Source organism: Rhodoferax sp. ZS1R25, assembly GCF_056521335.1.
The window spans coordinates 519623-543221 of record NZ_JBWMAZ010000002.1 but is presented as its reverse complement, the minus strand read 5'-3'; the positions used below and the strand labels follow the sequence as shown (position 1 = coordinate 543221).

Here is a 23599-nt window from a genome sequence, read left to right as displayed (position 1 = left end):
TTTGTCGTAATCAAGAAAATGCGGGCGCCCGTACGATGCCACCATGACCACCGCAACCCTTTCCTCCGCCCCCGCCGCCTCTGTTTCCATGAAGCGGGACGCCACCGTGATTGGCCTGGTGGGCCTGGCCCATGCCAGCTCGCACTTCGGCCATTTGCTGCTGCCTTTGCTGTTCCCCGTGTTTATGCAAGAGTTTGGCCTCAGCTTCTCGCAACTGGGTTTGCTGATGACCATGTTCTTCGTGGTGTCTGGCGTGGGCCAGGCCTGTGCCGGCTTTGTGGTGGACCGGCTGGGCGCGCGCCCGTTGATGTTTGTGGCCCTGGTGCTGTTCATTGCGGCCTGCATTGCTGCGTCGTTTGTCACCGGTTACACCGGCCTGTTTGCGGTAGCTGCCCTGGCGGGCTTGGGCAACGCGACCTTTCACCCGGTGGACTTCACCATCCTGAACCAGCGCGTCTCCACTCCACGGCTGGGCTACGCCTTCAGCGCGCACGGGCTCACAGGCAACCTGGGCTGGGCCGTGGCACCGGTGTTCTTTGCCGGGCTGGGCGCTTTGATGGGCTGGCGCAATGCCTACCTGGCCGCAGCGGTGATGTACGCCGCCATCTTGGCGCTGCTGGTGGTGCAGCGTGAACACCTGAGCACTACGGTGGCGCCCCGTGTGGCCGCCCACGCCAAAACCGAACACGACCTGGCCTTTATGAAGCTGCCCGTGGTGTGGTGGTGCTTCGGCTTCTTTTTGTTGTCCACCATGACGCTGGCTGTGGTGCAGAGCTACGCGGTGTCCATCCTCAAGGCCATGCACGGCGTGAGCTTTGAGGCGGCCACGCTGACCATTTCGTCCTACATGCTGTGTGGCGCGGTGGGCATGTTCATTGGTGGCTTTGTCGCGGCCAAGTCCAAGCATTCAGACCGTGTGGTGGCCCTGGCCATGGCGGCGGGTGCGGTGTTGCTGGCCCTGTGTGGCACCGGCTTGCTGGGCGCCACGGGCACCATGGTGGTGCTGGCCATTACCGGGTTCGCCGTTGGCATCGGCGGCCCCTCGCGCGACATGATGATCAAGAAGGCCACGCCCAAGGGCGCTACCGGCCGCGTTTATGGCCTGGTGTATTCGGGCCTGGACACCGGTTTTGCCATTTCGCCCATCGTGTTTGGCGTGTTTATGGACCGCGGCTGGTACGGTGCCACGCTGCTGGGCGCGGCCCTGGTGCTGTTGCTGAGCGTGGGTGCCGCGCTCGGTGTGGGCTTGCGCACGGCCAAGTAAGCCGCACGCGTTTACGCTTTTTTTATACCCCCGTTCCCAATCTAAACCCCGTTTTTACGCACGCCTGACCACACTTCTCCCATCCAACTGATGCAGGAGAAATGATGGAAACGGTGAATACATTGCATGTGGTCTACGGCCTGGGCGGCACTTGTGCTGCCTTGCTGCTGGCGTATCTGGTTTATGCGCTGGTGTGCGCGGAGGACTTTTAATGAGCAGCTCGGCATGGGGGCTGCTGGCCCTCTTTCTCACCACCCTGTTGATCGCATCCTGGCCCCTGGGTATCTGGATTGCACGTCTGAGTTCTGGCCGCTTGCCGCAGTGGATGCTGCGGCTGGAGGCGCCGCTGTTCCGCCTGGCAGGCACCTCCCCCGACCAGCAAATGCCCTGGAAGCAGTACGCGCTGGCGCTGCTGGCGTTCAATGCGCTGGGTGTGCTGGTGGTGTACCTGTTGCAACGCTGGCAGGCCGTGTTGCCGCTCAACCCCGCAGGCATGGGCGCCGTGTCGGTGGACTCGGCTTTTAACACCGCGGTGAGTTTTGTCGCCAACACCGACTGGCAGGGCTACGCAGGTGAATCCACCATGGGCTACCTCACGCAAATGCTGGGCCTGGCGGTGCAAAACTTCCTGTCCGCCGCCACCGGCATCGCCGTGGTGTTTGCGCTGTTCCGCGGCTTTTCTGCGAAATCAACCGCCGTGATCGGCAACTTCTGGGTCGACATCACACGTATCACCACCTGGTTGCTGTTACCACTGTCGCTGGTGTTCGCCATCTTTCTGGTGGGGCAGGGCGTGATCCAGAACTTTGACACCTACCAGGACGTCACTACGCTGGAAACCACGCAGTTCCAACAACCCAAGCTGGGCGCAGACGGTCAGTCCGCGCTGGACGATAAGGGTGCACTGGTGATGGAAGACAGTAGCACCACGACCCAAACCCTGCCTATGGGGCCAGTGGCGTCACAAGAGGCCATCAAGATGCTGGGCACCAACGGTGGCGGTTTCTTTAACGCCAACTCCGCTCACCCGTATGAGAACCCCACGGCGCTGAGCAACTTTCTGCAGATGCTGGCGATCTTCCTGATCCCCGCCGCGCTGTGTTTTGCCTTTGGCCGCGAGGTGGGTGACACACGCCAGGGCTGGGCCGTGCTGGCCGCGATGACGGTGATGTTTGTGGTTGCCGTGGTCGTTATCACCCCGGCCGAGCAGATGGGCAACCCGCAAATTGCTGCACTGGGCGTAGACCAGACCGCCAGCAGCCTGCAGAGCGGCGGAAATATGGAAGGCAAGGAAACGCGCTTTGGCATCACTGCCAGCAGCCTGTTTGCGGTCATCACCACCGCGGCCTCTTGCGGCGCGGTGAACGCCATGCACGATTCCTTCACGCCCATCGGTGGCATGGTGCCCATGGTGATGATGCAGCTGGGTGAGGTGGTGTTTGGCGGCACTGGCACCGGCCTGTACGGCATGTTGATCTTCGCCATTCTTGCGGTCTTCATCGCGGGCCTGATGATTGGTCGCACCCCCGAATATTTGGGCAAGAAGATCGAGGCGCACGAGATGAAGCTCACCTCGATTGCGATTCTGGTCACGCCCATTCTGGTGCTGGCAGGCACGGCCGTTGCCGTGCTGGCTGGCGCCGGCCAGGCCGGCATTGCCAACCCCGGTGCCCATGGCTTTTCTGAGATCCTGTACGCGCTGACCTCGGCCGCCAACAACAATGGGAGCGCCTTTGCGGGCCTGTCTGCCAACACGCCTTTCTACAACTACCTGTTGGCGATTGCCATGTGGTTTGGCCGCTTTGGCGTGATCGTGCCGGTGCTGGCCATTGCCGGTGCGCTGGCCGCCAAGAAACGCTTGCCTGCCACCGCCGGCACCTTCCCGACCCACGGCCCGCTGTTTGTGGTGTTGCTGATTGGCACCGTGCTGCTGGTGGGCCTGCTGAACTACGTGCCCTCGCTGGCCCTGGGCCCAGTGGTTGAGCACCTGATGCTCTGGCCCGCCGCGTAAACGCCGCCCCTTTTTGCGAGAACACTTTATGACAAGCAAAACTTCTCTAACTCTGATGGACCCCAAACTGGTCAAGCCCGCCGTGTGGGCCGCATTCACCAAGCTGCATCCTGCTGTGCAATGGCGCAACCCGGTGATGTTTGTGGTCTACATCGGCAGCATCGTGACCACGCTCTTGGGCCTGCAGGCGCTGCAGGGCAACGTGAGCGACTCGCCCGGCTTCATCTTGACGGTTGCCGTGTGGCTGTGGTTCACCGTGCTGTTTGCCAACTTTGCCGAAGCCTTGGCCGAAGGTCGCAGCAAGGCCCAGGCCGATTCGCTCAAGGGGCTGAAGAAGAGCACCTGGGCCAAGAAACTGAAAGATCCTGTGCATGGCTCCACCTGGCTGCCAGAGCAGGCCGAAAACCTGCGCAAGGGTGATGTGGTGCTGGTCGAAGCCAACGACATGATCCCTGTGGATGGTGAAGTCATCCAGGGTGTGGCCACGGTGGACGAAAGCGCCATCACCGGCGAATCTGCACCCGTGGTGCGCGAGTCGGGTGGCGACTTTGCCTCGGTCACTGGCGGCACCCGCGTGCTGTCGGACTGGCTGGTGGTGCGCATTGGCGTGAACCCCGGCGAGTCTTTCCTGGACCGCATGATCGGCATGGTGGAGGGTGCCAAGCGCCAGAAGACCCCCAACGAAGTGGCGCTGACCATTCTGTTGGTGGCGCTGACCATCGTGTTCCTGGTGGTGACGGTCACCTTGCTGCCGTTTTCCATCTTCAGTGTGGAAGCCGCTGGCAGCGGTACGGTGGTCAGCATCACGGCGCTGATTGCGTTGCTGGTCTGCCTGATTCCCACCACCATTGGCGGCCTGCTGTCGGCCGTAGGCGTGGCTGGCATGAGCCGCATGATGCAGGCCAATGTGATTGCCACCTCGGGCCGGGCGGTGGAGGCTGCGGGCGATGTGGACGTGTTGCTGCTGGACAAGACCGGCACCATTACCCATGGCAACCGCCAAGCTGCGCTGTTCGTTCCTGCCCCGAGCATCAGCCTGGCCCAGTTGGCGCTGTGCGCTGCGCAGGCCTCCATGGCCGATGAGACACCCGAGGGCCGCAGCATTGTGACCCTGGCCCAAAGCAAGGTACAGATGGAGCCGCTGGTAGGTACCACCCATGAGGTCGCGTTCACGGCGCAGACCCGCATGAGCGGCATGGACGTGACCCGCGCAGACGGTAGCACCCGCCAGCTGCGCAAGGGCGCGGTCGATGCCGTGCGCAAGTACCTGGAAGCCATGGGCACCAGCATGCCCCCTGAGGTGTTGCGCGCTGCCGATGAAGTGTCACGCCGCGGAAGCACGCCGCTGGCTGTGGCCGATGGCAATCGGGTGTTGGGTGTGGTGGAGCTCAAAGACATCGTCAAGGTCGGCATCAAGGAGCGCTTTGGTGAGCTGCGCCGCATGGGCATCAAGACCGTGATGATCACGGGCGACAACAAGCTCACCGCCGCCGCCATTGCTGCCGAGGCGGGTGTAGACGACTTTCTGGCCGAGGCCACACCCGAAGACAAGCTCACGCTGATCCGCAGCTACCAGGCTGAAGGCCGCCTGGTGGCCATGACCGGCGACGGCACCAACGATGCGCCCGCACTGGCCCAGGCCGATGTGGCCGTGGCCATGAACAGTGGCACCCAGGCCGCCAAGGAGGCCGGCAATATGGTGGACCTGGACTCCAACCCCACCAAGCTGCTGGAGATTGTGGAAACCGGCAAGGCGCTGCTGATGACACGCGGCTCGCTCACCACCTTCTCCATTGCGAACGACGTGGCCAAATACTTCGCCATCATCCCGGCCATTTTTGTGAGCACCTACCCGCAGCTGTCTGCCCTCAATGTCATGCGCCTGGGCAGCCCCAACTCGGCCATCCTGTCCGCCGTCATCTTCAACGCGTTGATCATCGTGGTGCTGATTCCGCTGGCACTCAAGGGCGTGAAATACCGCCCCGTGGGCGCCGCCGCACTCTTGCGCCGCAACCTCGCCATCTACGGCCTGGGCGGTCTGGTTGTGCCCTTTGTTGGCATCAAGGCCATTGACCTGTTGCTCGTCGCACTGAATCTGGTTTAAGGAGCCTTCTCATGAACAAAACACTTCGCCCTCTGCTGGTTCTGTTTTTCGCACTCACCCTGGTCACCGGCGTGGCCTACCCGCTGGTGGTCACCGGCGTGGGCCAGGCAGTCTTTCCGCACCAGGCGCATGGCAGCCTGATCCTGCGTGATGGCAAACCTGTGGGCTCTGCCCTGATTGGCCAGAACTTCACTGACCCCGGCCACTTCTGGGGCCGCCCCTCGGCCACCGGCCCGTTTGGCAACAATGCGGCGGCCTCGAGCGGCTCCAACCAGGGCCCGCTGAACCCTGCGCTGGTAGACGCAGCGAAGGGGCGCCTGGAAGCGCTACGCGCAGCCGACCCGACCAACACGGCTGCCGTGCCGGTAGACCTGGTCACAGCCTCGGCCAGTGGGCTAGACCCCCATATCAGCCCCGCCGCGGCCCAGTACCAACTGGCGCGCGTAGCGGCCGCCCGCAAGCTATCGCAGGAAGCCGTGCAGGCGCTGGTGACGCAGCACACCGAGCGCCCGCTGTTCGGTGTGGTGGGCGAACCTGTGGTGAATGTGCTGCAACTGAACCTGGCGCTTGATGCACACTAGATAAATGGCAAGCCCTTCAGATTCCCGGCCCGACCCGGACGCCCTGCTGGCGCAGCTGCAAGAGGCGCAGGCCACGCAGCAGCGCGGCAAGCTGCGTATTTACTTTGGTGCCAACGCGGGCGTAGGTAAGACCTACGCCATGCTCAGCGCTGCACAGCGTGCGCAGCGCGCCGGGCAAGAGGTGCTGGTGGGCGTAGTGGAAACCCATGGCCGCAAGGACACCATGGAGCTGCAGGCCGGGCTGCGCGTGTTGCCCCTGCAAGAGATTGCCTACCGCGGCCAAGTATTGCTGGAGCTGGACATTGATGCTGCTCTGACGGCCAAGCCTGACGTGCTGCTGGTGGACGAGCTGGCCCACAGCAATGCGCCGGGCTCGCGCCACCCCAAGCGCTGGCAGGACGTGCAGGAGCTGCTGGATGCGGGCATTGATGTGTGGACCGCGTTGAACGTGCAGCACCTGGAGAGCCTGAACGGCACCGTGGGCGCCATCACCGGCGTGCGCGTGAACGAGACCGTGCCTGACACCGTGCTGGACGGGGCCGATGAAATCGTGCTGGTGGACGTAACCGCGGACGAACTGCTGGCGCGCCTGAAGGCCGGCAAGGTCTACATCCCGCAGCAGGCCGAGCGCGCCAGCCAGAATTTCTTCCGCAAAGGCAACCTGATTGCGTTGCGTGAAATTGCCCTTCGCCGTACGGCAGAGCACGTGGGCGATGACGTACGCAGCTATCGGCAGCATCTGGTGCAAACCTCGCGCCAGCAGAACGCTACGGACCAACCGGCCTGGAACACCTCGGGTGCGCTGCTGGTGTGCGTGGGGCCGCACGCGGGTGCAGAACATGCGGTGCGCACGGCTGCGCGCCTGGCGGGGCAGCTCAATGTGCGCTGGCACGCAGCCTATGTGGAGACCCCGGCGCTACAGCGCCAGGCCGCGCAGGACCGCGACCGCACGCTGGCCGTGCTCAAGCTTGCCGAAGAGCTGGGGGGCAGCACTGCTGTGCTGACCGGTGAAGGCATTGCCAGCGCGCTGCTTCTGCACGCCCAAACCTTGAACTGCGCCACCGTGGTGCTGGGGCGCCCGGCGCAACACGGCTGGCGCAGTGTGTGGAGCCAACTGCGCCCCACGCTGACACGCCAGCTGGCCAATCTGGCGCCCACGCTGGATATTGTGGAAGTGGGCTTTACCGACAGCGTGCGCAAACTGGGCCAGGCCATCCGCCGTGAGGCCGAAGAGGTACCCCAAACCGGTACACGCCAGCGCGAGACTTGGCTGCGCTACGGCGCAGCAACGGCGGCCTGCCTGCTCACCACGGCGCTCACACAACCCCTATTGCCCTGGTTTGACCTGGCCAACATCGTCATGCTGTTTTTGCTGTGCGTGGTGCTGGTGGCCGTCAAGCTGGGCCGGGGGCCGGCGAGTCTGGCTGCGGTGCTGTCGGTGGCCTCGTTTGACTTTTTTCATGTACAGCCACGCTTGTCATTTGCGGTGAGCGATGCGCAGTACCTGGTCACCTTTGCGGTGATGCTGGTGGTGGGTCTGTTGATCGGTCAGCTCACGGCCAATTTGCGGTTTTCGGCCTTTGTTGCCGCCAGCCGAGAGCGGCGCGCACAAGCGCTGTTTGAACTGACGCGCGAACTGTCGGCCGCGCTGCAGACCGAGCAAGTGGTGGAGCTGGGCGAGGCGGCGGTGCGCCGCACCTTTGGTGGCCAGGCCAAGATGCTGCTGCCCGACGCCCGTGACCAACTGGCGCTGCCTGCTGACCTGCCGCTGGGGTTGGACGGCAGCATTGCCGACTGGGCGTTTCACAACGGCCAGCACGCAGGGCTGGCCACCTCCACGCTGCCATCCAACCCCTGGCACTATGTGCCGCTGCAAGCGCCCATGCGCGTGCGCGGCGTGCTGGCGCTGCAACCGGCGCAGGCGCGCTGGCTGCTGATCCCTGAGCAGGTGCAGCAGTTGGACACGCTGGCGCGGCAAATCGCCATTGCGCTGGAGCGCGTGCACTATGTGGATGTGGCGCAGGGCGCCGTGGTGCAGATGGAGTCTGAGCGCTTGCGCAACACGCTGCTGGCGGCCATGTCGCATGACGTGCGCACACCGCTCACGGCACTGATCGGCCAGGCCGAATCGCTGGCCAGCTCAGCGCCTCTCACCACTGACCAGAAGAGCTCCGCAGACGCTATCAGCCACGAGGCGCGCGAGTTGGGGGCCCTGGTGGGCAACCTGCTGGAAATGGCCCGGCTGGAGAGCGGTCAGGTGGAGTTGCGGTTGGAATGGCAGTCGGCGGAGGAGGTGGTGGGCGGGGCGATCCGCGCTGCGCGGCACGCGCTGGGGCCGCTGGCCGTGCACACCGCCATTGCTCCCGATCTGCCGCTGGTGGAGTTTGATGCGGGGCTGATGGAGCGTGTGCTGGTGAACCTGATGGAGAACGCTGCGAAGTACGGTGTGTCCACACCCTTGCACATTCCGGCGTTGGACGTGTCGGCACAGGCAACGCCTGACACCCTGGAGTTGCGTGTGCGGGATTACGGCCCCGGCCTGCCAGCCGCCAGCCAGGGCAGGGAGGCGGACTTGTTCGAGAAATTCACGCGCGGCAAGAACGAATCGTCCACGCGTGGCGTGGGCTTGGGACTGGCGATTTGCAAGGCCGTGGTGGATGCGCACAAGGGCCGCATCAGCGCCCGCAATGCCGATGGCGGTGGTGCAGAATTCACCATCTCTCTGCCGCGGCGCGAACCGCCGCTTGCGCCCACCGAAGCCGACGAACCTTGAGCCCTATGTCCACCCCTTCGCCCGTTGCCGTACTGATTGAAGACGAGCCCCAGATCCGCCGCTTTGTGCGCGTGGCGCTGGAGGCCGAAGGCTGGCAGGTGTTTGAGGCCGAGACCGCGCAGCACGGCCTGCGCGATGCCGCCACCCGCAAGCCCGATCTGCTGGTGCTGGACCTGGGGCTGCCCGATGGCGATGGCCTGGACGTGATCCGCGATGTGCGCAGTTGGTCGGCCGTGCCCATCGTGGTGCTGTCGGCCCGCAGTGACGAGAGCGACAAGATTGCCGCGCTGGACGCTGGCGCCGACGACTACCTGACCAAACCCTTTGGCGTGGGCGAGCTACTGGCCCGTGTGCGGGCCAATCTGCGCCGCCCGCGGGCAGCCAGTGCCGAGGGCAAGGTGGATGAGTCGCTGTTTGTGTTTGGTGAAGTGGAGGTCGACCGCCAGGCCCGCCTGGTGCGCCGCGCGGGCAATGAGGTGCACCTTACCCCCATCGAATACCGCCTGCTGCTGGTACTGGTGGCCAATGCGGGGCGCGTGCTGACACACCGCCAGCTGCTACGCGAGGTGTGGGGGCCGTCTCACGCTGACCAGAGCCATTACCTGCGTATCTACATGGGGCATTTGCGGCAAAAGCTGGAGGTTGATCCCAGCCAGCCGCAGCATTTGCTCACCGAAACAGCGGTAGGTTATCGCCTGATGGTTTAGCCACTGCGCTTGAGATGCGCCAATGGCAGCTCGGTGCTGCTCTTGATGCGGTTGAGCACGATGTTGGAGCGGATGCTGCCCACGCCTTGGATGCGGGTCAGGCGGCGTAGCACCTGCTCGGAGAGCACGCTAAGGTCGGCGGCCACGATCTGCAGGATGTAGTCCGATTCACCGGCCACCGAATAGCACTCCAGCACTTCAGGGAAGCCGGCGATCTCGCGCTCAAACGCCAGGCCCTCGTCGCCGCTGTGGCGGGTCAGCGTGACATAGGAGATGGCACGCACGCCCAGGCCAATGGCCACAGGCTCCAGCAGGGCCACATAGCGACGGATGATGCCCTGGGTCTGCAGCCGCTGCACGCGGCGGCTGACCTGTGAGGCTGACAAATGCACCTGCTCTCCAATTTGCTGGTGGGTGGCATGCGCATCGCGCTGCAGTGCAGCAAGAAGACTGATATCAAAGCCATCCAGCAGCGAATCTTCGTGTTTGTCTTGTTTCATGCACAAATTATGCATCGCAAGTGCCTCTTGGCCTGTAACTTGCACACCATTTGCGCATCCAATTGACCACAATCAAGGCTTCAAGAACAGCGTTTGAGGAGCATGACCATGACCACCCAACCAGGTGATTTGTTTGACAACCCGATGGGCCTGATGGGCTTTGAGTTTGTGGAATTCGCCTCGCCCGTGGCCGGCGTGATTGAGCCGGTGTTCGAGCGCATGGGCTTCACGCTGGTGGCCAAGCACCGCTCCAAGGACGTGGTGCTGTACCGCCAGGGCGAGATCAACTTCATCGTCAACCGCGAGCCCAAAAGCGTAGCGGGCTACTTCGCCGCCGAGCACGGCCCCAGCGCCTGCGGCATGGCATTCCGTGTCAAAGACTCACACTTGGCTTACAAGCGGGCCTTGGAGCTGGGCGCGCAACCGGTAGAGCTGCGTCCTGGTCCCATGGAGCTGAACCTGCCCGCGATCAAGGGCATCGGCGGCGCGCCGCTGTACCTGATTGACCGCTATGAAGACGGCAAGTCGATCTACGACATCGACTTTGAATTCCTGCCCGGTGTGGAGCGCAACCCCGTAGGCCACGGTTTCAGCGTGGTCGACCACCTCACGCACAACGTGTACCGGGGCCGCATGGCGTACTGGGCAGACTTCTACAGCAAGCTGTTCAATTTCCAGGAAATCCGCTACTTCGACATTCAGGGCGAATACACCGGCCTCACGTCCAAGGCCATGACCGCGCCGGACGGGCTGGTCCGCATTCCGCTCAACGAAGAAGCCCGCCAGGGCGGGGGGCAGATCGAGGAATTCCTGATGCAGTTTAACGGCGAGGGCATCCAGCACATCGCCCTGCTGTGCGAGGACCTGCCCAGCGCCATAGACCGCTTGCAAATGGCCGGCATTCCGCTACTGACGGCGCCCAACGACGTGTACTACGAGAACCTGGCCACACGCCTGCCGGGTCATGGTCAGCCGGTGGGTGAGTTGCAGGCACGTGGCATTCTGCTGGACGGCACGACCGAAGGCGGCCAGCCGCGCCTGTTGCTGCAGATATTCTCCCAGCCACTGCTGGGGCCTGTGTTTTTCGAGTTCATCGAGCGCAAGGGCAACTACCGTGAGGGCTTTGGTGAAGGCAATTTCAAGGCCCTGTTCGAGTCGCTGGAGCGTGACCAGATCAACCGTGGCGTGCTCGAAGCCGCCAAGTGAACAGGGAGCTACACCATGAAAATCGACCGCATCCACCACGTGGCCTACCGCTGCAAGGACGCCAAGGAAACCGTGCTGTGGTACCAGAAGATGCTGCACATGGACTTTGTGCTGGCCATTGCCGAAGACGTGGTGCCCAGCACCAAGGCGCCGGACCCGTACATGCACATCTTCATGGACGCGGGCATGGGCAATGTGCTGGCCTTCTTTGAGCTGCCCACGCAGCCGCCCATGGGCCGCGACCCGAACACGCCCGAGTGGGTGCAGCACATTGCCTTTCGCGTGAAAGACCGTGCTGAGTTGCTGGAGTTCAAGGCGCATTTGGAAGCCAATGGTGTGGACGTGCTGGGCGTGACCGACCATGGCATGTTCCACAGCATTTACTTCTTCGACCCCAATGGCCACCGCCTGGAGCTGGCCTGCCCGGACCCCGAAGAGACCGCCAAGATCGCGCAGGCCGATGCCGTGAAGTGGGCCATGCTGGAGGAGTGGAGTGTGACCAAACGCGCGCCCAAGCACGCGGCCTTTTTGCATGCCAAAGAGCTGGGAGTCCAGGCATGAGCGCACCCGTCATTGCGCTGGACGCCACGCACGACCCCGCCACCCAAAGCTGGGTGGAATCGGCCAACGCGGCGGACACGGACTTCCCGATCCAGAACCTGCCGTTCGGCCGCTTTCGCCATAACCAGCTGGAGCCCTGGCAGATCGCTGTGGCCATTGGCGACCGCGTGCTGGACTTGCATGCCACAGGCCTGACGGACCACAACGATATGGCGCGCCTGATGGCAGCGCCCGTGGCCCAGCGCCGCGCGCTGCGCCTGGCCATCTGGGACGGCCTGCGTACGGGCTCGGCCCTGCAAAAGGTATGGGCTGACGCACTGCTGCGTCAGACGGAGGTGGAACTGGGCCTGCCCTGCGAGGTCGGTGACTACACGGACTTCTACACCGGTATCCACCACGCCACCACGGTGGGCAAGCTGTTCCGTCCGGACGCCCCGCTGCTGCCCAACTACAAATGGGTGCCCATTGGCTACCACGGCCGTGCGTCCAGCATCGGTGCCAGCGGCCAGCAGTTCCACCGCCCGCGCGGCCAAACGCTCAAGCCCGGCGCCACGGTGCCAGACTTCGGGTCCACCGCCCGGCTTGACTACGAACTGGAAATAGCGGCCTGGGTCGGCGTGGACAATGCGCTGGGTGCTCCTGTTTCCATAGCGGATGCAGAAGATCACCTCTTTGGCCTCACGCTGCTTAACGATTGGAGCGCGCGCGATGTGCAGGCCTGGGAGTACCAGCCGCTGGGCCCGTTCCTGGCCAAGAACTTTGCAACTACCGTGTCGCCCTGGCTGGTGACGATGGAGGCGCTGGCGCCGTTTCGGGCCGCATTCACGCGGAGTGCGGACGACCCGCAGCCCTTGGCGTATCTGGACTCCGCACCCAACCGCAGCGCAGGTGCGTTGGATGTGCAGCTCGAAGTCTGGCTGCAGACGCCCGCTATGCGCGCGGCGGGCAGCGCGGGCGAGCGTCTCTCGCAATCCAATATGCGCGATGCCTACTGGACGCTGGCGCAGCTAGTGGCGCACCACACGGTGAACGGCTGCAACCTGCGCGCGGGAGATGTGCTGGGCACCGGCACGCTGTCCGGTCCGGCGCCGGAGCAGGGCGGTTCACTCCTGGAGCTGACCCAGGGCGGCAAGGTGCCGCTCACGCTTGCCAATGGTGAGACGCGCACGTTCTTGCAGGACGGTGACAGCATTATTCTGCGTGGCAGCTGCGAGCGCGCGGGCGTGCGGCGTATTGGGTTCGGTGAATGTCGCGGGACCCTGCTGGCCGCGCGCGGCCTGTGAAGGAGGGCGGCATGGAACGCATCGACCCGGGCACCTTTGCCACCCTGCAGGCGGACTGGCCCCACTGGCGTTTCAGCGCAGAGCGCGGTGGTCTGATGGCGCGCACCCTGCTGTTTGCCGATTTCGCGCAGGCCTTTGGCTTCATGGCGCAGGTGGCGCTGACGGCCGAGAAGCGCAATCACCATCCCGAGTGGCGCAATGTCTACAACCGCGTGGAGATCACCCTCACCACGCACGATGTGCGGGGCCTGTCGCAACGCGACCTGGACTTGGCGCGTGTGATCGATGCGGCTTACGTAGACCGTTCCCAAGGGGTATCCCCATGAACACCGAAGCGACATCCACCAAACACGGTTTGGCTGCCGGGCTGGTACCCCAGCGTGCGGACTGGACCATTGACCAAGGCTGGGAGCACTACGGAACCGCGGAGCATGCCACTTGGAAGACGCTGTTTGAGCGCCAGAGCCGGCTGCTGCCAGGCCGCGCCTGTGACGAGTTTGTGCAGGGCATGCGTGATTTGCCGATATCGGCGGACGCCATTCCTGATTTCCGGCGTCTGAACGATGTGCTGATGCGGCGCACGGGCTGGCAGGTCGTGGCGGTGCCAGGGCTGGTGCCCGACGAGGTGTTTTTCGAACACCTGGCAAACCGCCGGTTCCCGGCCGGGCATTTCATCCGTAAGCCGCATGAGCTGGACTATCTGGAAGAGCCGGATGTCTTCCATGACGTTTTTGGGCATGTGCCCATGCTGATGAACCCGGCCATTGCCGACTACATCCAGGCCTATGGCCAAGGCGGACTGCGTGCGCAGAAACTGGGCGTGCTGGACAAGCTGGCGCGCGTGTACTGGTACACCGTGGAATTCGGTCTGGTGCAGCAAAAGGACGGTCTGCGCATCTATGGCGCGGGCATTGCCTCCTCGGCCTCGGAGACGGTGTTTGCGCTGGACGGTGCATCCGCCAACCGCGTGCGCTTTGATTTGCCGCGCGTGATGCGCACGCGCTACCGCATCGATGACTTTCAGGAAACCTATTTCGTGATCCAGCACCTTGACGAGTTGTTGTCTTTGGCCCAAATCGACTTTGCACCGCTGTACGCCCAGGTGCAGCACCAGCCGGAGTACGCACCGGGTCAGGTGCTGCCCGATGACATGGTGCTGACCCGTGGCACGGGGACTTACCACGATGCCCGACGCGGAGGGAAGTGAGGTGGACTTTGCCAACAAAACCGTGCTGATCACGGGCGCCGCGGGCAACCTCGGTGTGGCCGTGGCCGAATTGCTGTCGGCCCGCGGGGCACGTCTGGGATTGCTGGACCTGCGGCACGAGGGGCTGGCGCAGCGCTACGGCCAGTCCACCGGCCAGCGGTTGCTGCTCCCAGTCAATCTTTTGGAGCCTGCAGAGGTGCAGGCTGCGGTCGGGGCGGCGCAGCAGCAGTTTGGGCGCATTGACGTGTTGTGCAACTTGGCAGGCGGCTTCCGCATGGGGCCTTCCGTCCACACCACCCAGGACAGCGATTGGGATTTTCTGATGGACACCAATGTCCGCACGCTCCTGAACATGGTGCGTGCGGTTGTCCCCAGCATGTTGTTGTCGGGCGGTGGCAGCATTGTCAATGTGGGCGCGCAGTCTGCTTTGCGCGGTGCCGCCCACATGGGGGCTTACACCGCGTCCAAGGGCGCGGTCATCCGCCTGACAGAGTCCATGGCGGCCGAATTGCGGGAGCGGAACATCCGCGTCAACTGCGTGCTGCCCTCCATCATCGACACCCCGGAAAACCGGGCCGCCATGCCGGAGGCGGCCCCGGCGCGCTGGGTGGCACCGCACGACTTGGCCCAGGCCATCGCCTTTCTGGCGTCCGATGCTGCCCGTGCCGTGCATGGTGTCGCTTTGCCCGTCAGCGGGCTCAGCTAAACGAGACAAAAAATGTTCCAACACGTAGAAGCGTTTGCGGGTGATGCCATCGTGGCGCTGAACGAAGCCTTTCATCGGGACCCTCGGCCGCACAAGGTCAATTTGTCGATTGGCATTTACTGCGATGAGCGGGGGCATGTGCCCGCGCAGCATGCCGTGTGTGAGGCCGAGCAGTATTTGGCCCAGGCCCGCCAGCCCAAACCCTATTTGCCGATGGAAGGGAGTCCCAGTTTTCGCAATGCCATGCAGGAATTGCTGTTTGGTGCCGGCCATGAAGTTCTGGCCCAGGGGCGTGTGGCCACTGTGCAAACTGTGGGCTCCAGCGGCGCACTCAAGGCGGGGGCCGAGTTCATCCGCCAGTGGTTTCCTACCAGCGCCTTGTGGCTCAGTGATCCGACCTGGGACAACCACCACAGCATTTTCGAGAGCGCAGGACTGACTGTGCACGCCTACCCGTATTACGCCGCCGAGGGCGGCCTGCGGTTTGACGCGATGCTGCAGACACTGCGCACATTGCCCCGGCACAGCGTGGTGCTGCTTCACGCCTGCTGCCATAACCCTACGGGCGTGGACCTGACCCCTGCGCAGTGGCAGCTGCTGGTGCCGGTGCTGCAGGAAAAGGCGCTGATCCCATTCCTGGACCTGGCGTACCAAGGGTTTGGGGACGGACTGGAAGAGGACGCGTATGCGGTCCGGGCCCTGGCGCAATCCGGTATGTGTTTTTTGCTCGCCAATACCCTGTCCAAAAGTATGGGGGTGTATGCGGAGCGCTGTGGTGCGCTTAGTGTGGTGTGTGCCGATGCGGTGCAGGCCGAGCGTGTGCTCGGGCAACTCAAGTCCACCGTACGCCAGAGCTATTTCAGTCCGCCCGCGCACGGCAGCCGCGTGGTGGCCCGGGTGCTGGAAGACCCGCAGCTGCGTGCGAGCTGGGAGCGTGACCTCACCGCCATGCGTGAACGGATTCGCCGACTGCGCCACCAGTTGCATGCGGCACTGACCCGCCGCTTGCCGCAGCGTGACTTCGGCTATTTGCTGACGCAGCGTGGCATGTTCAGCTATACCAACCTGTCGGCGCAGCAGGTACGCAGTCTGCGCGAAATGTATGCGATCTACCTGGTGAATTCCGGGCGCATGTGCATCTCGGGCCTGCGTGCAGACAACGTGGAGCGGGTGGCAGAAGCGATGGCGGCCGTCTCTGTGGGCATGGTCAGACCTGCGGCTGCGACAGCTTGAGCCCAGCCGTTCACAGCGGCAGAGCCGTGGTGCTCTTGATCTCCTCCATGGAGAAGGCGGACGACACGCCGGCCAGCTGTGCGTTCTGGATCAGCCGCTTGTAGAAGCGGTCGTAGCCTGCAATGTCGGCGGCCACCACCTTGAGCAGATAGTCCACGTCGCCGCTCATGCGGTGGAACTCCATCACCTCCGGCATGCTGGAGACCGAGGCCGCAAACTTGCGCAGCCACGCCTCGTCGTGCCGGTTGGTGCGCAGGCTCACAAACACGGTCACCGGCAAGCCCGCCTGTTCGCGGTTCACGATGGCCACGCGCTTCTCAATCAGTCCGGCTTCCTCCATGGCCTTCACGCGCTTCCAGCAGGGCGTGGCCGACAGGCCCACCTTTTCGCCCAGTTGCGCGGCTGACAACGAGCCGTCCTGCTGCAGTGCACCCAGGATGGCGCGGTCCATGCGATCTAGTTCTTTCATGCTGCTATATGTCGTATTAAGAGAACGTTCATTCTACAAAAATGCAGTTTGTGGGTAAATTTAAAACGACTATTCCTGGCATGCCAACCTAAGATTTGCAGCATTCCTATTTGCTTCTGAGGCCAGCCATGCACACCCCGCCGACCGAGATTTACCTGGACTGCAATGCCACCACGCCGCTGCTGCCCGCCGCGCGCGATGCAGCGCTTCAGGCCATGCAAGCGCAGTTTGGCAACCCCAGCAGCAGCCACTGCACGGGTCTGCGTGCGCGGGCATTGGTGGACGATGTGCGGGCCCACGCCAGCCGCTTGCTGGGTGTGGGTGCAGGACGCCTGCTGTTTGTGAGCGGTGCGACCGAAGGCATACAAACCGCCGTGCTCTGCGCCCTGTGCGCGCTGCGCGAACGCCGCGATGCGGGCGAGCGCGTGGACGGCCCGCTGCTGGTGGGGGCTACCGAACACAAGGCCGTGCCGCAAAGCCTGGCGCACTGGAACCGGGTGCTTGGCTTGGATCTGCCCATCGTGGAAGTACCGGTGGACCGTGACGGTCGGCACGATATGGCGTTTCTGCAGGCGCATGTGGCGACTGCAGGCCTGCTTTGCACCATGGCCGCCAACAATGAAACCGGTGTGGTGTCGGACTTCGCAGGCATCGAGAAGCTGTTGAATTCGACGGAGTCCCGCGCACTCTGGCTGGTGGACTGCGTGCAGGCGCTGGGCAAACTGGATGTGAACCTGCAGGCCACGCGCATTGACTACGCGCCGTTCTCTGGCCACAAGCTCTATGCGCCCAAGGGCATCGGCATGCTGTACGTGCGCGCCGGTAGCCCGTTCACGCCGCTCATGGTGGGCGGCGGGCAAGAGGGTGGCCAGCGCTCGGGTACCGAAAACATGCCCGGTATTGCCGCCCTAGGCGCGGTGCTGCAAGCCCTGGAGGCGGGGCACGGGGGGGAGGGCGCGGTGTTCCGTTCCACGGCCTTTTTGCAACAGGCGCGCCTGCGGTTGGCCGACGCCCTGCGCGCCGCTTTGCCCGGCATGGTGTTCAACATGCCGTTCGAAGGCTCGTTGCCGACCACACTCAATTTCTCAGTGCCGGGCCTTTCCAGCAAGGCGCTGCTGAATCTGTTTGACGCGGCCGGCATGCGCATCAGTGCAGGCAGTGCCTGCAGCGCAGCCAAGGCGGAGCCCAGCTTTGTGCTCCGTGCCATGGGTTTGCCGGCCTGGCAAGCCGAGGGCGCGGCACGTTTGTCCATTGGCGCTTTGAGCGATGACGCGCTGATTGACGAAGCCTGCGCGCGTATTGCGCGCTGTGGTGCGGCGCTGCAAAGCGTAGCGACATCCGTGCCGCCGCCGATGGCGGGTGTTGCAGTGACCGAGGCACCAGGCATCGACATGGACGCAGGTGCACTGACCGCCGACACTTTGCCCGCGTTTTTGCAAAGCCACCCCGACGCCCTGCTGGTGGATGTGCGCGAAGCATGTGAACATGCGGTGGGCCAGCACAGCCTGCTGTGGCCCACGCAGGCGCTGCGCAATGTGCCGCTGGCCACTCTTGGCCAGCACATGCCCGCGTGGTTGGGCGATGGGCGTCGCCCGCTGGTGTTTTTCTGCCGCAGCGGTGGGCGCAGTCTGCAGGCAGTGCAGGCCTTGCGTGCCCGCGGTCATGGCCAGGCTTGGCACCTAGTCGGTGGGTTGGCTTTGACGCAGTAGTGCGTGTTTCGCCTAGTCCAAAAAATAGCTGAAAGTTGGGGATGAATGCTCAGATCCGGTGCAAGGCATCCTCTGAAATTTGCTGCGCCCGAGAAACGGAAATTCCATGGACTTGATCCGTGACTAGAGGATCATTCTCCGGATCACCGCGATGCAGAATTACTTTTGGACGCTCCCCACCAAGTTGGACAACGACATCTGCTGGGCGTGAGCCCTCGTACGGATAGGCTGGAATTTCATTGCAAACCCAACCAAAGAATCCATCACCGTCCATTGGTGCGTCGTATGTTTCGACGTAGCGCGTAAAACTTTTTTCGCTCAAAGAAACCCAGACTCCCCACAAAAATGGCTCTTCTATTCCGTGAATCGGTATTTCAAGTACGGCGCGAATGAAATAGTCTGTACAGGCTTCACGTGTGATCGTGCAAAAGTCGCTGCTGATTTTTCCTATCTTTGAACGCTGCTCTTCAGAGAGGCACGCGTATTGATCGGGCATGCGATATCCAATACTCGGCGATCCTTCATGGATCTCGCCGCAGCAGTTGCATTTGAAAGCGAAGATGGCTGCCATAGCTGTTGTGAGTTTCTACTTGGAAAGCTGGAGTGACGCTAGTTTTAGTGATTTCGACTATAGCCCGCTCAACACGACTACATGCATGCTGCAGAGGTGAAGGGGCACTCTGTTGGCGGCACAATGGAGCGCATGACTGCAGTCACTTCATCCCCCGAACTTGCCGGCCACCTGCTGGTGCAATGCCTTGTGGAACAAGGCGTCACCCACGCCTTTGGTGTGCCCGGTGAAAGCTATCTGGCCGTGCTGGACGGTTTTCACCGGTACCGCGACCAGATCCAGTTTGTGGTGAACCGCCAAGAAGGCGGAGCCGCCTTCATGGCCGAGGCGCATGGCAAGCTGACGGGCCGCCCCGGCGTGTGTTTCGTCACGCGCGGGCCCGGCGCCACCAATGCGAGCATTGGCGTGCACACCGCGTTTCAGGATTCGACGCCCATGGTGCTGCTGGTGGGTGATGTCGCCAGTGACCAGCGTGACCGCGAAGCCTTCCAGGAAATGGACTACCGCGTGATGTTCGGCCCCAGCGCACTGGGCATGGCCAAGCGCGTGGAGCGCATTGACGAGGCCGCGCGCATCCCCGAATACATTGCCCGTGCCTTTGCCACCGCCATGAATGGCCGCCCCGGCCCTGTGGTGCTGGTGCTGCCCGAAGACATGTTGACCCAGGCGCTGGTGCCCGATGCAGCGGGCAAGTGGCCCCAGCCGCTGGCTCGGGTGGAACCGGTAGAGGCTTGGAGTGACCCCGGGGCCTTGCGGAACCTGCGCCAGCTGCTATTGAAATCGGAGCGTCCCTTTGTCATTGCCGGCGGTGGCGGTTGGACGCCGCAGGCCGCGCAAGCGCTGCAGCGCTTTGCGGAAAACTGGCGCCTGCCGGTCGGCAATGCCTTTCGCTTCCAAGACACCTTTGACAACCACCACCCGCAGTACGCGGGGGATGTGGGCATTGGCATCAACCCCGCGCTGGCCAAGCGCGTCAAGGACAGCGACCTCATCATCGCCATCGGCCCACGCTTGGGCGAGATGACCACGGGCGGTTACACGCTGCTGCAGGCCCCCAAGGCGGCGCAGACGCTGGTACACATCCACGCCAGCGCCGAAGAGCTGAACCGTGTCTACCAGGCCGACCTGGCCATCCACGCCAGCATGCGCGCCGCGGCGCGTTCGCTGGAAGTGTTGACGGCCCCCGTGAACGTGCCATGGGAGGCCTGGACGCAGGGCTGCAACGCCGACTACCTGGCCAATCTCGTCCCCAGCGTGATCAACGGCTTGCCAGCCGACAACGATCGGGGCTTGGTGGATATGCCGCGCGTGATGGCCACCTTGCAAAAGCACTTGCCCAAAGACGCGGTACTGACCAATGGCGCTGGCAACTTTGCGAGCTGGTTGCACCGCTTTTACCGCTACACCGGCCTGGCGGCGGGCCACAAGACCCAGCTGGCTCCCACCAATGGGGCCATGGGCTATGGGGTGCCGGCTGGCATTGCCGCGGCCATCACCACCGGACGAGTCGCCTTCACCATTGCCGGCGATGGAGACTTTTTGATGAATGGCCAGGAGCTGGCCACAGCCGTGCAGCATGATGCCAAAAGCATCATCCTCCTGCTCAACAACGGTATGTACGGCACCATCCGCATGCACCAGGAACGCGAGTACCCGCAGCGTGTGGCGGGCACGGCGCTCAACAACCCCGACTTTGCGGCGCTGGCACGGGCCTATGGCTATGCGGGGGTGACGATCCGCAAGAGTGCAGACTTTGAAGCCGAGCTGCTGGCTGCGCTGGCGAGGCCCAATGGCACGGTGATTGAGGTGGTGCTGGAGCCCGAGCTCATCAGTACGCGCGGCACGCTGGCCGCGATGACCGAGGCCGCGCTGCGGGCGCAGGCATGAGCTTGCGCGGCATCCACCATGTGGCCATCATTGCCTCGGACTATGGCCGGTCCAAGCAGTTCTATACGGAGACATTGGGTTTGAAGCTGGTGGCAGAAAACTACCGGGCGGAACGCCAGTCGTACAAGCTGGACCTGGCGCTGCCCGATGGTGCGCAGATTGAGTTGTTTTCGTTCCCCAACCCGCCAGCACGCCCCTCGCGACCGGAGGCCTGTGGCTTGCGGCATCTTTCGTTCGCGGTGGATGACGTGGCGGCCTGGAAGCGCCAGCTGGAGGCTGCGGGCATTGCGGTGGAAGACATCCGCGTGGACGAGTTCACCGGGCGGCGCTTTGTGTTTTTTGCCGACCCGGATGGCTTGCCGCTGGAGCTGTACGAAGTAAAAAGCCCTGCTTGAGGGCAGGGCTTCAGCACGCAGTTGCTATCAAAAAAGAAGCTGCTAGCGCAATGGATAAGCGGGCTAGAGGCCTATTTCTTGCTGCGCAGCTTGGTCAGTTCGGTCTGGGTTTCGTTCCACAGGTCCATGCCCACCTCGGCGCCAATAAGCGCGTAGACGCGGGTTAGCTTGTCGCGCATGCGGCCGGCTTCGGCGGGCGACAGCTCGTTCACTTGCATGCCCTTGGCCTTGAGGTCGGCCACAGCCCGGGAGGCTTCGTCGCGCGTGTCCTTGCGCTCAAAGTCGCGGCTGGCGATGGCGGCGTCGCTCAGGATCTTTTGTTCGTCCTTGGACAACTGGTCCCACCACTTCTTGCTGACCAGCACGATCCAGGGGCTGTACACGTGGTTGGTCACCGTCATGTACTTTTGCACTTCATAGAACTTGCTGGAGAGGATGGTGTTGAACGGGTTTTCCTGGCCGTCCACGGTGTTGGTTTCCAGCGCGCTGAACAACTCGGAGAACGCCATGGGCACGGCATTCGCGCCCAGGGTCTTGAAGCTCTCCAGGAACACGTTGTTCTGCATCACGCGCAGCTTGATGCCGCCCAGGTCTTCCATCTTGGTGATGGCACGCTTGCTGTTGGTCAGGTTGCGAAAGCCGTTTTCCCAATAGGCCAGACCGACCAAGCCTTTGTCCTGCAGCTTGGCGCGGATCTTGTCGCCAATGGGGCCGTCCAGCACGGTGTCGGCTTCCTTGGCGTTGCTGAACAGAAACGGCGTGTCCCACAGCGCCATCTCTTTGGTGATACCCACCAGTGTCGCGGTCGACCCCACCATCATTTCCTGCGCGCCGCCAATCAACGAGTTCTGCATCTGCAAATCGGGGCCCAGGGCGGAGGCACCAATGGCGCGCACCTTCATCTTGCCGCCAGAGGCTTTTTCCACGGCCTCGGCAAACACCTTGGAGGCGCGGCCCTGGTTGCTTTGCTCATTCAAGCCGTAGCCAAAGCGGATCAGGCGGGGTTTGATGTCCTGCGCCAGCGTGGCAAACGAGGCGCTGAGCAGTGCGGCGCTGGCCGCTGCTACCAGAGTCCGGCGCAGCAGGGTGGGGAAGTGGGTCATGGTTGTCTCCTGGGGTTGTAAGGGGAACGGGGTCTATCGCATCCACGCCACGGGCGCGGTCACGATTTGCGGGAACAGAACAAAGAGGAAGAGGATCAGCGTGTAGGTGATCAGGAACGGATTCACCCCCTTGATGACCTGGTGCAGCGGCAGGCGCCCCACGCCAGCCACCACGTTGAGCACCGTGCCCACAGGCGGGGTGATGAGACCAATCGCACCGTTGAGCACAAACATCAGACCGAAGTACACCGGGTCTATGCCAGCCTTCACCGCAATCGGCAGCATCACTGGCGCAAAGATCAGGATGGTGGGGGTCAAGTCCAGCGCGGTGCCCACGATGATCAGCACGACCATCATCACCAGCATCAGCAGGCGCGGGCTGTTGACCAGCGGGCCCAGCCAGCCGGTCAGCACACCGGGCAGATCGGCCAGCGTGATCATGTAGCTGGCCACCTGCGCACCGGCACACAGGAACATGACGATGGCCGTGGTCTTGGCGGCGCGCACCAGCACGCCGTGTACCTCGCGCAGGTTCATCTCACGGTGCACAAACAGGGCTACCACTAGCGCGTAGAACGCAGCCACCACGGCGGCTTCGGTGGGCGTGAACACGCCGGTCTTCATGCCGCCAATGATGATGATGGGCATGAGCATGGCCCAGAAGGCCTTGCGCGTGGCATGCAGCCGCTCGCGCAGTGGCAGGGGCTGGCCCTCAGGCAGGTCCATCTTGCGCAGCATCAGCTTCCAGGCCACTACCAGGCCCACGCCCATGATGAGACCGGGCACGATGCCAGAGATGAACAGTGCCGAGATGGAGGTGTTGGTGGTCACGCCGTAGATCACAAACGGCATGCTGGGCGGGATGATGGGCGCGATGATGCCGCCTGACGCAATCAGCCCGGCCGAGGTGTGCATGGGGTAGCCCTGCTGGCGCATCATGGGCATGAGGATGGTGGCCAGCGCGGCGGTGTCGGCCAGTGCCGATCCGCTCATGCTGGCCATGAGCACGGCGGCGCCAATGGCGACAAAGCCCAGCCCGCCGCGGATATGGCCTACCCAAGCCTGTGCCATGGCGATGATGCGCCGGCTGATGCCGCCGGAGTTCATCAGCTCACCGGCCAGGATGAAGAAGGGCACGGCCAGCAGCGGAAAACTGTCCACCCCAGCCACCAGGTTTTGGGCCAGCAGCTGCGTGTCCCAAAACTCCAGCACCCAGGCCATGCCGGCGCCGGTGAGCACCAGCGCCAGGCCCATGTTCATGCCAATGCCCATCAGGGCCAGCATGCCGAAGCAAAAAACCAGAAAAGCGAGACCTTCGTTGCTCATGGT

Annotated in this window: 22 protein-coding genes; 17 read left to right on the top strand and 5 right to left on the bottom strand. The window is 63.4% G+C overall.

Going from position 1 to position 23599, the window contains the following annotated elements:
- Positions 1 to 43: 43 nt before the first annotated feature.
- The 7 genes from AC097R_RS13395 to kdpE all read left to right on the top strand — a co-directional run bounded on the left by AC097R_RS13395 (position 44) and on the right by kdpE (position 9440).
- Positions 44 to 1264 carry an MFS transporter gene (locus AC097R_RS13395; protein WP_479598643.1) on the top strand — a complete coding sequence of 407 codons (1221 nt, stop codon included), beginning with the start codon at positions 44 to 46 and terminating at the stop codon, positions 1262 to 1264.
- 104 nt (positions 1265 to 1368) lie between these two features.
- Positions 1369 to 1476 carry a potassium-transporting ATPase subunit F gene (locus AC097R_RS13390; RefSeq protein WP_310339497.1) on the top strand — a complete coding sequence of 36 codons (108 nt, stop codon included), beginning with the start codon at positions 1369 to 1371 and terminating at the stop codon, positions 1474 to 1476.
- The gene (kdpA, locus tag AC097R_RS13385) at positions 1476 to 3275 is read left to right on the top strand and encodes a potassium-transporting ATPase subunit KdpA (RefSeq protein WP_479598642.1); all 1800 of its coding nucleotides are present in this window, start codon (positions 1476 to 1478) and stop codon (positions 3273 to 3275) included. The genes AC097R_RS13390 and kdpA overlap by 1 nt, the downstream gene beginning before the upstream one ends.
- Positions 3276 to 3303: 28 nt before the next feature.
- Complete coding sequence (gene kdpB / locus AC097R_RS13380) at positions 3304 to 5379, top strand: potassium-transporting ATPase subunit KdpB (protein WP_479598641.1); 2076 nt, start codon at positions 3304 to 3306, stop codon at positions 5377 to 5379.
- 11 nt (positions 5380 to 5390) lie between these two features.
- Positions 5391 to 5960, top strand: a complete 570-nt coding sequence (gene kdpC, locus AC097R_RS13375) for a potassium-transporting ATPase subunit KdpC (protein WP_479598640.1) — start codon at positions 5391 to 5393, stop codon at positions 5958 to 5960.
- A 4-nt stretch (positions 5961 to 5964) separates the two neighbouring features.
- Complete coding sequence (locus AC097R_RS13370) at positions 5965 to 8733, top strand: DUF4118 domain-containing protein (protein ID WP_479598639.1); 2769 nt, start codon at positions 5965 to 5967, stop codon at positions 8731 to 8733.
- A 5-nt stretch (positions 8734 to 8738) separates the two neighbouring features.
- Positions 8739 to 9440, top strand: a complete 702-nt coding sequence (kdpE, locus tag AC097R_RS13365) for a two-component system response regulator KdpE (RefSeq protein WP_479598638.1) — start codon at positions 8739 to 8741, stop codon at positions 9438 to 9440.
- Here kdpE and AC097R_RS13360 read toward each other — a convergent pair.
- Positions 9437 to 9940, bottom strand: a complete 504-nt coding sequence (locus tag AC097R_RS13360) for an Lrp/AsnC family transcriptional regulator (protein WP_479598637.1) — start codon at positions 9938 to 9940, stop codon at positions 9437 to 9439. The genes kdpE and AC097R_RS13360 overlap by 4 nt on opposite strands.
- 108 nt (positions 9941 to 10048) lie before the next feature.
- Between AC097R_RS13360 and hppD the strand changes: the two genes are divergently transcribed.
- From hppD to AC097R_RS13325, 7 genes are read left to right on the top strand one after another with little or no spacing between them, the layout of a single operon-like run.
- Positions 10049 to 11146, top strand: a complete 1098-nt coding sequence (gene hppD, locus AC097R_RS13355) for a 4-hydroxyphenylpyruvate dioxygenase (RefSeq protein ID WP_479598636.1) — start codon at positions 10049 to 10051, stop codon at positions 11144 to 11146.
- A gap of 15 nt (positions 11147 to 11161) precedes the next feature.
- Entirely contained in the window at positions 11162 to 11707 is a 546-nt protein-coding gene (locus AC097R_RS13350) for a VOC family protein (protein ID WP_479598635.1), read from the top strand.
- Positions 11704 to 12990, top strand: a complete 1287-nt coding sequence (gene fahA, locus AC097R_RS13345) for a fumarylacetoacetase (protein WP_479598634.1) — start codon at positions 11704 to 11706, stop codon at positions 12988 to 12990. The genes AC097R_RS13350 and fahA overlap by 4 nt, the downstream gene beginning before the upstream one ends.
- A gap of 11 nt (positions 12991 to 13001) precedes the next feature.
- Positions 13002 to 13316 (top strand): 4a-hydroxytetrahydrobiopterin dehydratase, encoded by a 315-nt coding sequence (locus AC097R_RS13340; protein ID WP_479598633.1) that lies wholly within the window; start codon positions 13002 to 13004, stop codon positions 13314 to 13316.
- On the top strand, positions 13313 to 14197 hold the full coding sequence (gene phhA, locus AC097R_RS13335) for a phenylalanine 4-monooxygenase (protein WP_479598632.1): 885 nt from the start codon (positions 13313 to 13315) through the stop codon (positions 14195 to 14197). The genes AC097R_RS13340 and phhA overlap by 4 nt, the downstream gene beginning before the upstream one ends.
- The gene (locus tag AC097R_RS13330; protein ID WP_479598631.1) at positions 14175 to 14903 is read left to right on the top strand and encodes an SDR family oxidoreductase; all 729 of its coding nucleotides are present in this window, start codon (positions 14175 to 14177) and stop codon (positions 14901 to 14903) included. The genes phhA and AC097R_RS13330 overlap by 23 nt, the downstream gene beginning before the upstream one ends.
- A 12-nt stretch (positions 14904 to 14915) precedes the next feature.
- Positions 14916 to 16136, top strand: coding sequence for an amino acid aminotransferase (locus tag AC097R_RS13325; RefSeq protein ID WP_479598630.1), 1221 nt, complete (start codon positions 14916 to 14918; stop codon positions 16134 to 16136).
- Between the two features lie 10 nt (positions 16137 to 16146).
- On the opposite strand, the gene AC097R_RS13320 is transcribed toward AC097R_RS13325, so the two are convergent.
- On the bottom strand, positions 16147 to 16605 hold the full coding sequence (locus tag AC097R_RS13320; RefSeq protein WP_479598629.1) for an Lrp/AsnC family transcriptional regulator: 459 nt from the start codon (positions 16603 to 16605) through the stop codon (positions 16147 to 16149).
- Positions 16606 to 16733: 128 nt separating this feature from the next.
- On the opposite strand from AC097R_RS13320, the gene AC097R_RS13315 reads away from it, so the two are divergent.
- Entirely contained in the window at positions 16734 to 18314 is a 1581-nt protein-coding gene (locus AC097R_RS13315) for an aminotransferase class V-fold PLP-dependent enzyme (protein WP_479598628.1), read from the top strand.
- Positions 18315 to 18363: 49 nt separating this feature from the next.
- On the opposite strand, the gene AC097R_RS13310 is transcribed toward AC097R_RS13315, so the two are convergent.
- Entirely contained in the window at positions 18364 to 18885 is a 522-nt protein-coding gene (locus AC097R_RS13310; protein ID WP_479598627.1) for a DUF2199 domain-containing protein, read from the bottom strand.
- A 132-nt stretch (positions 18886 to 19017) separates the two neighbouring features.
- Here AC097R_RS13310 and AC097R_RS13305 point away from each other — a divergent pair, with 132 nt between their 5' ends.
- A complete protein-coding gene (locus tag AC097R_RS13305; protein WP_479598626.1) occupies positions 19018 to 20772 on the top strand; it encodes a thiamine pyrophosphate-binding protein in 1755 nt (584 codons plus the stop codon).
- Positions 20769 to 21167, top strand: a complete 399-nt coding sequence (gene gloA2, locus AC097R_RS13300; protein ID WP_479598625.1) for an SMU1112c/YaeR family gloxylase I-like metalloprotein — start codon at positions 20769 to 20771, stop codon at positions 21165 to 21167. Before AC097R_RS13305 ends, gloA2 begins: the two co-directional genes overlap by 4 nt.
- Positions 21168 to 21238: 71 nt before the next feature.
- On the opposite strand, the gene AC097R_RS13295 is transcribed toward gloA2, so the two are convergent.
- Positions 21239 to 22270, bottom strand: coding sequence for a TRAP transporter substrate-binding protein (locus AC097R_RS13295; RefSeq protein WP_479598624.1), 1032 nt, complete (start codon positions 22268 to 22270; stop codon positions 21239 to 21241).
- 33 nt (positions 22271 to 22303) lie between these two features.
- On the bottom strand, positions 22304 to 23596 hold the full coding sequence (locus AC097R_RS13290; protein ID WP_479598623.1) for a TRAP transporter large permease: 1293 nt from the start codon (positions 23594 to 23596) through the stop codon (positions 22304 to 22306).
- Positions 23597 to 23599 lie beyond the last annotated feature (3 nt).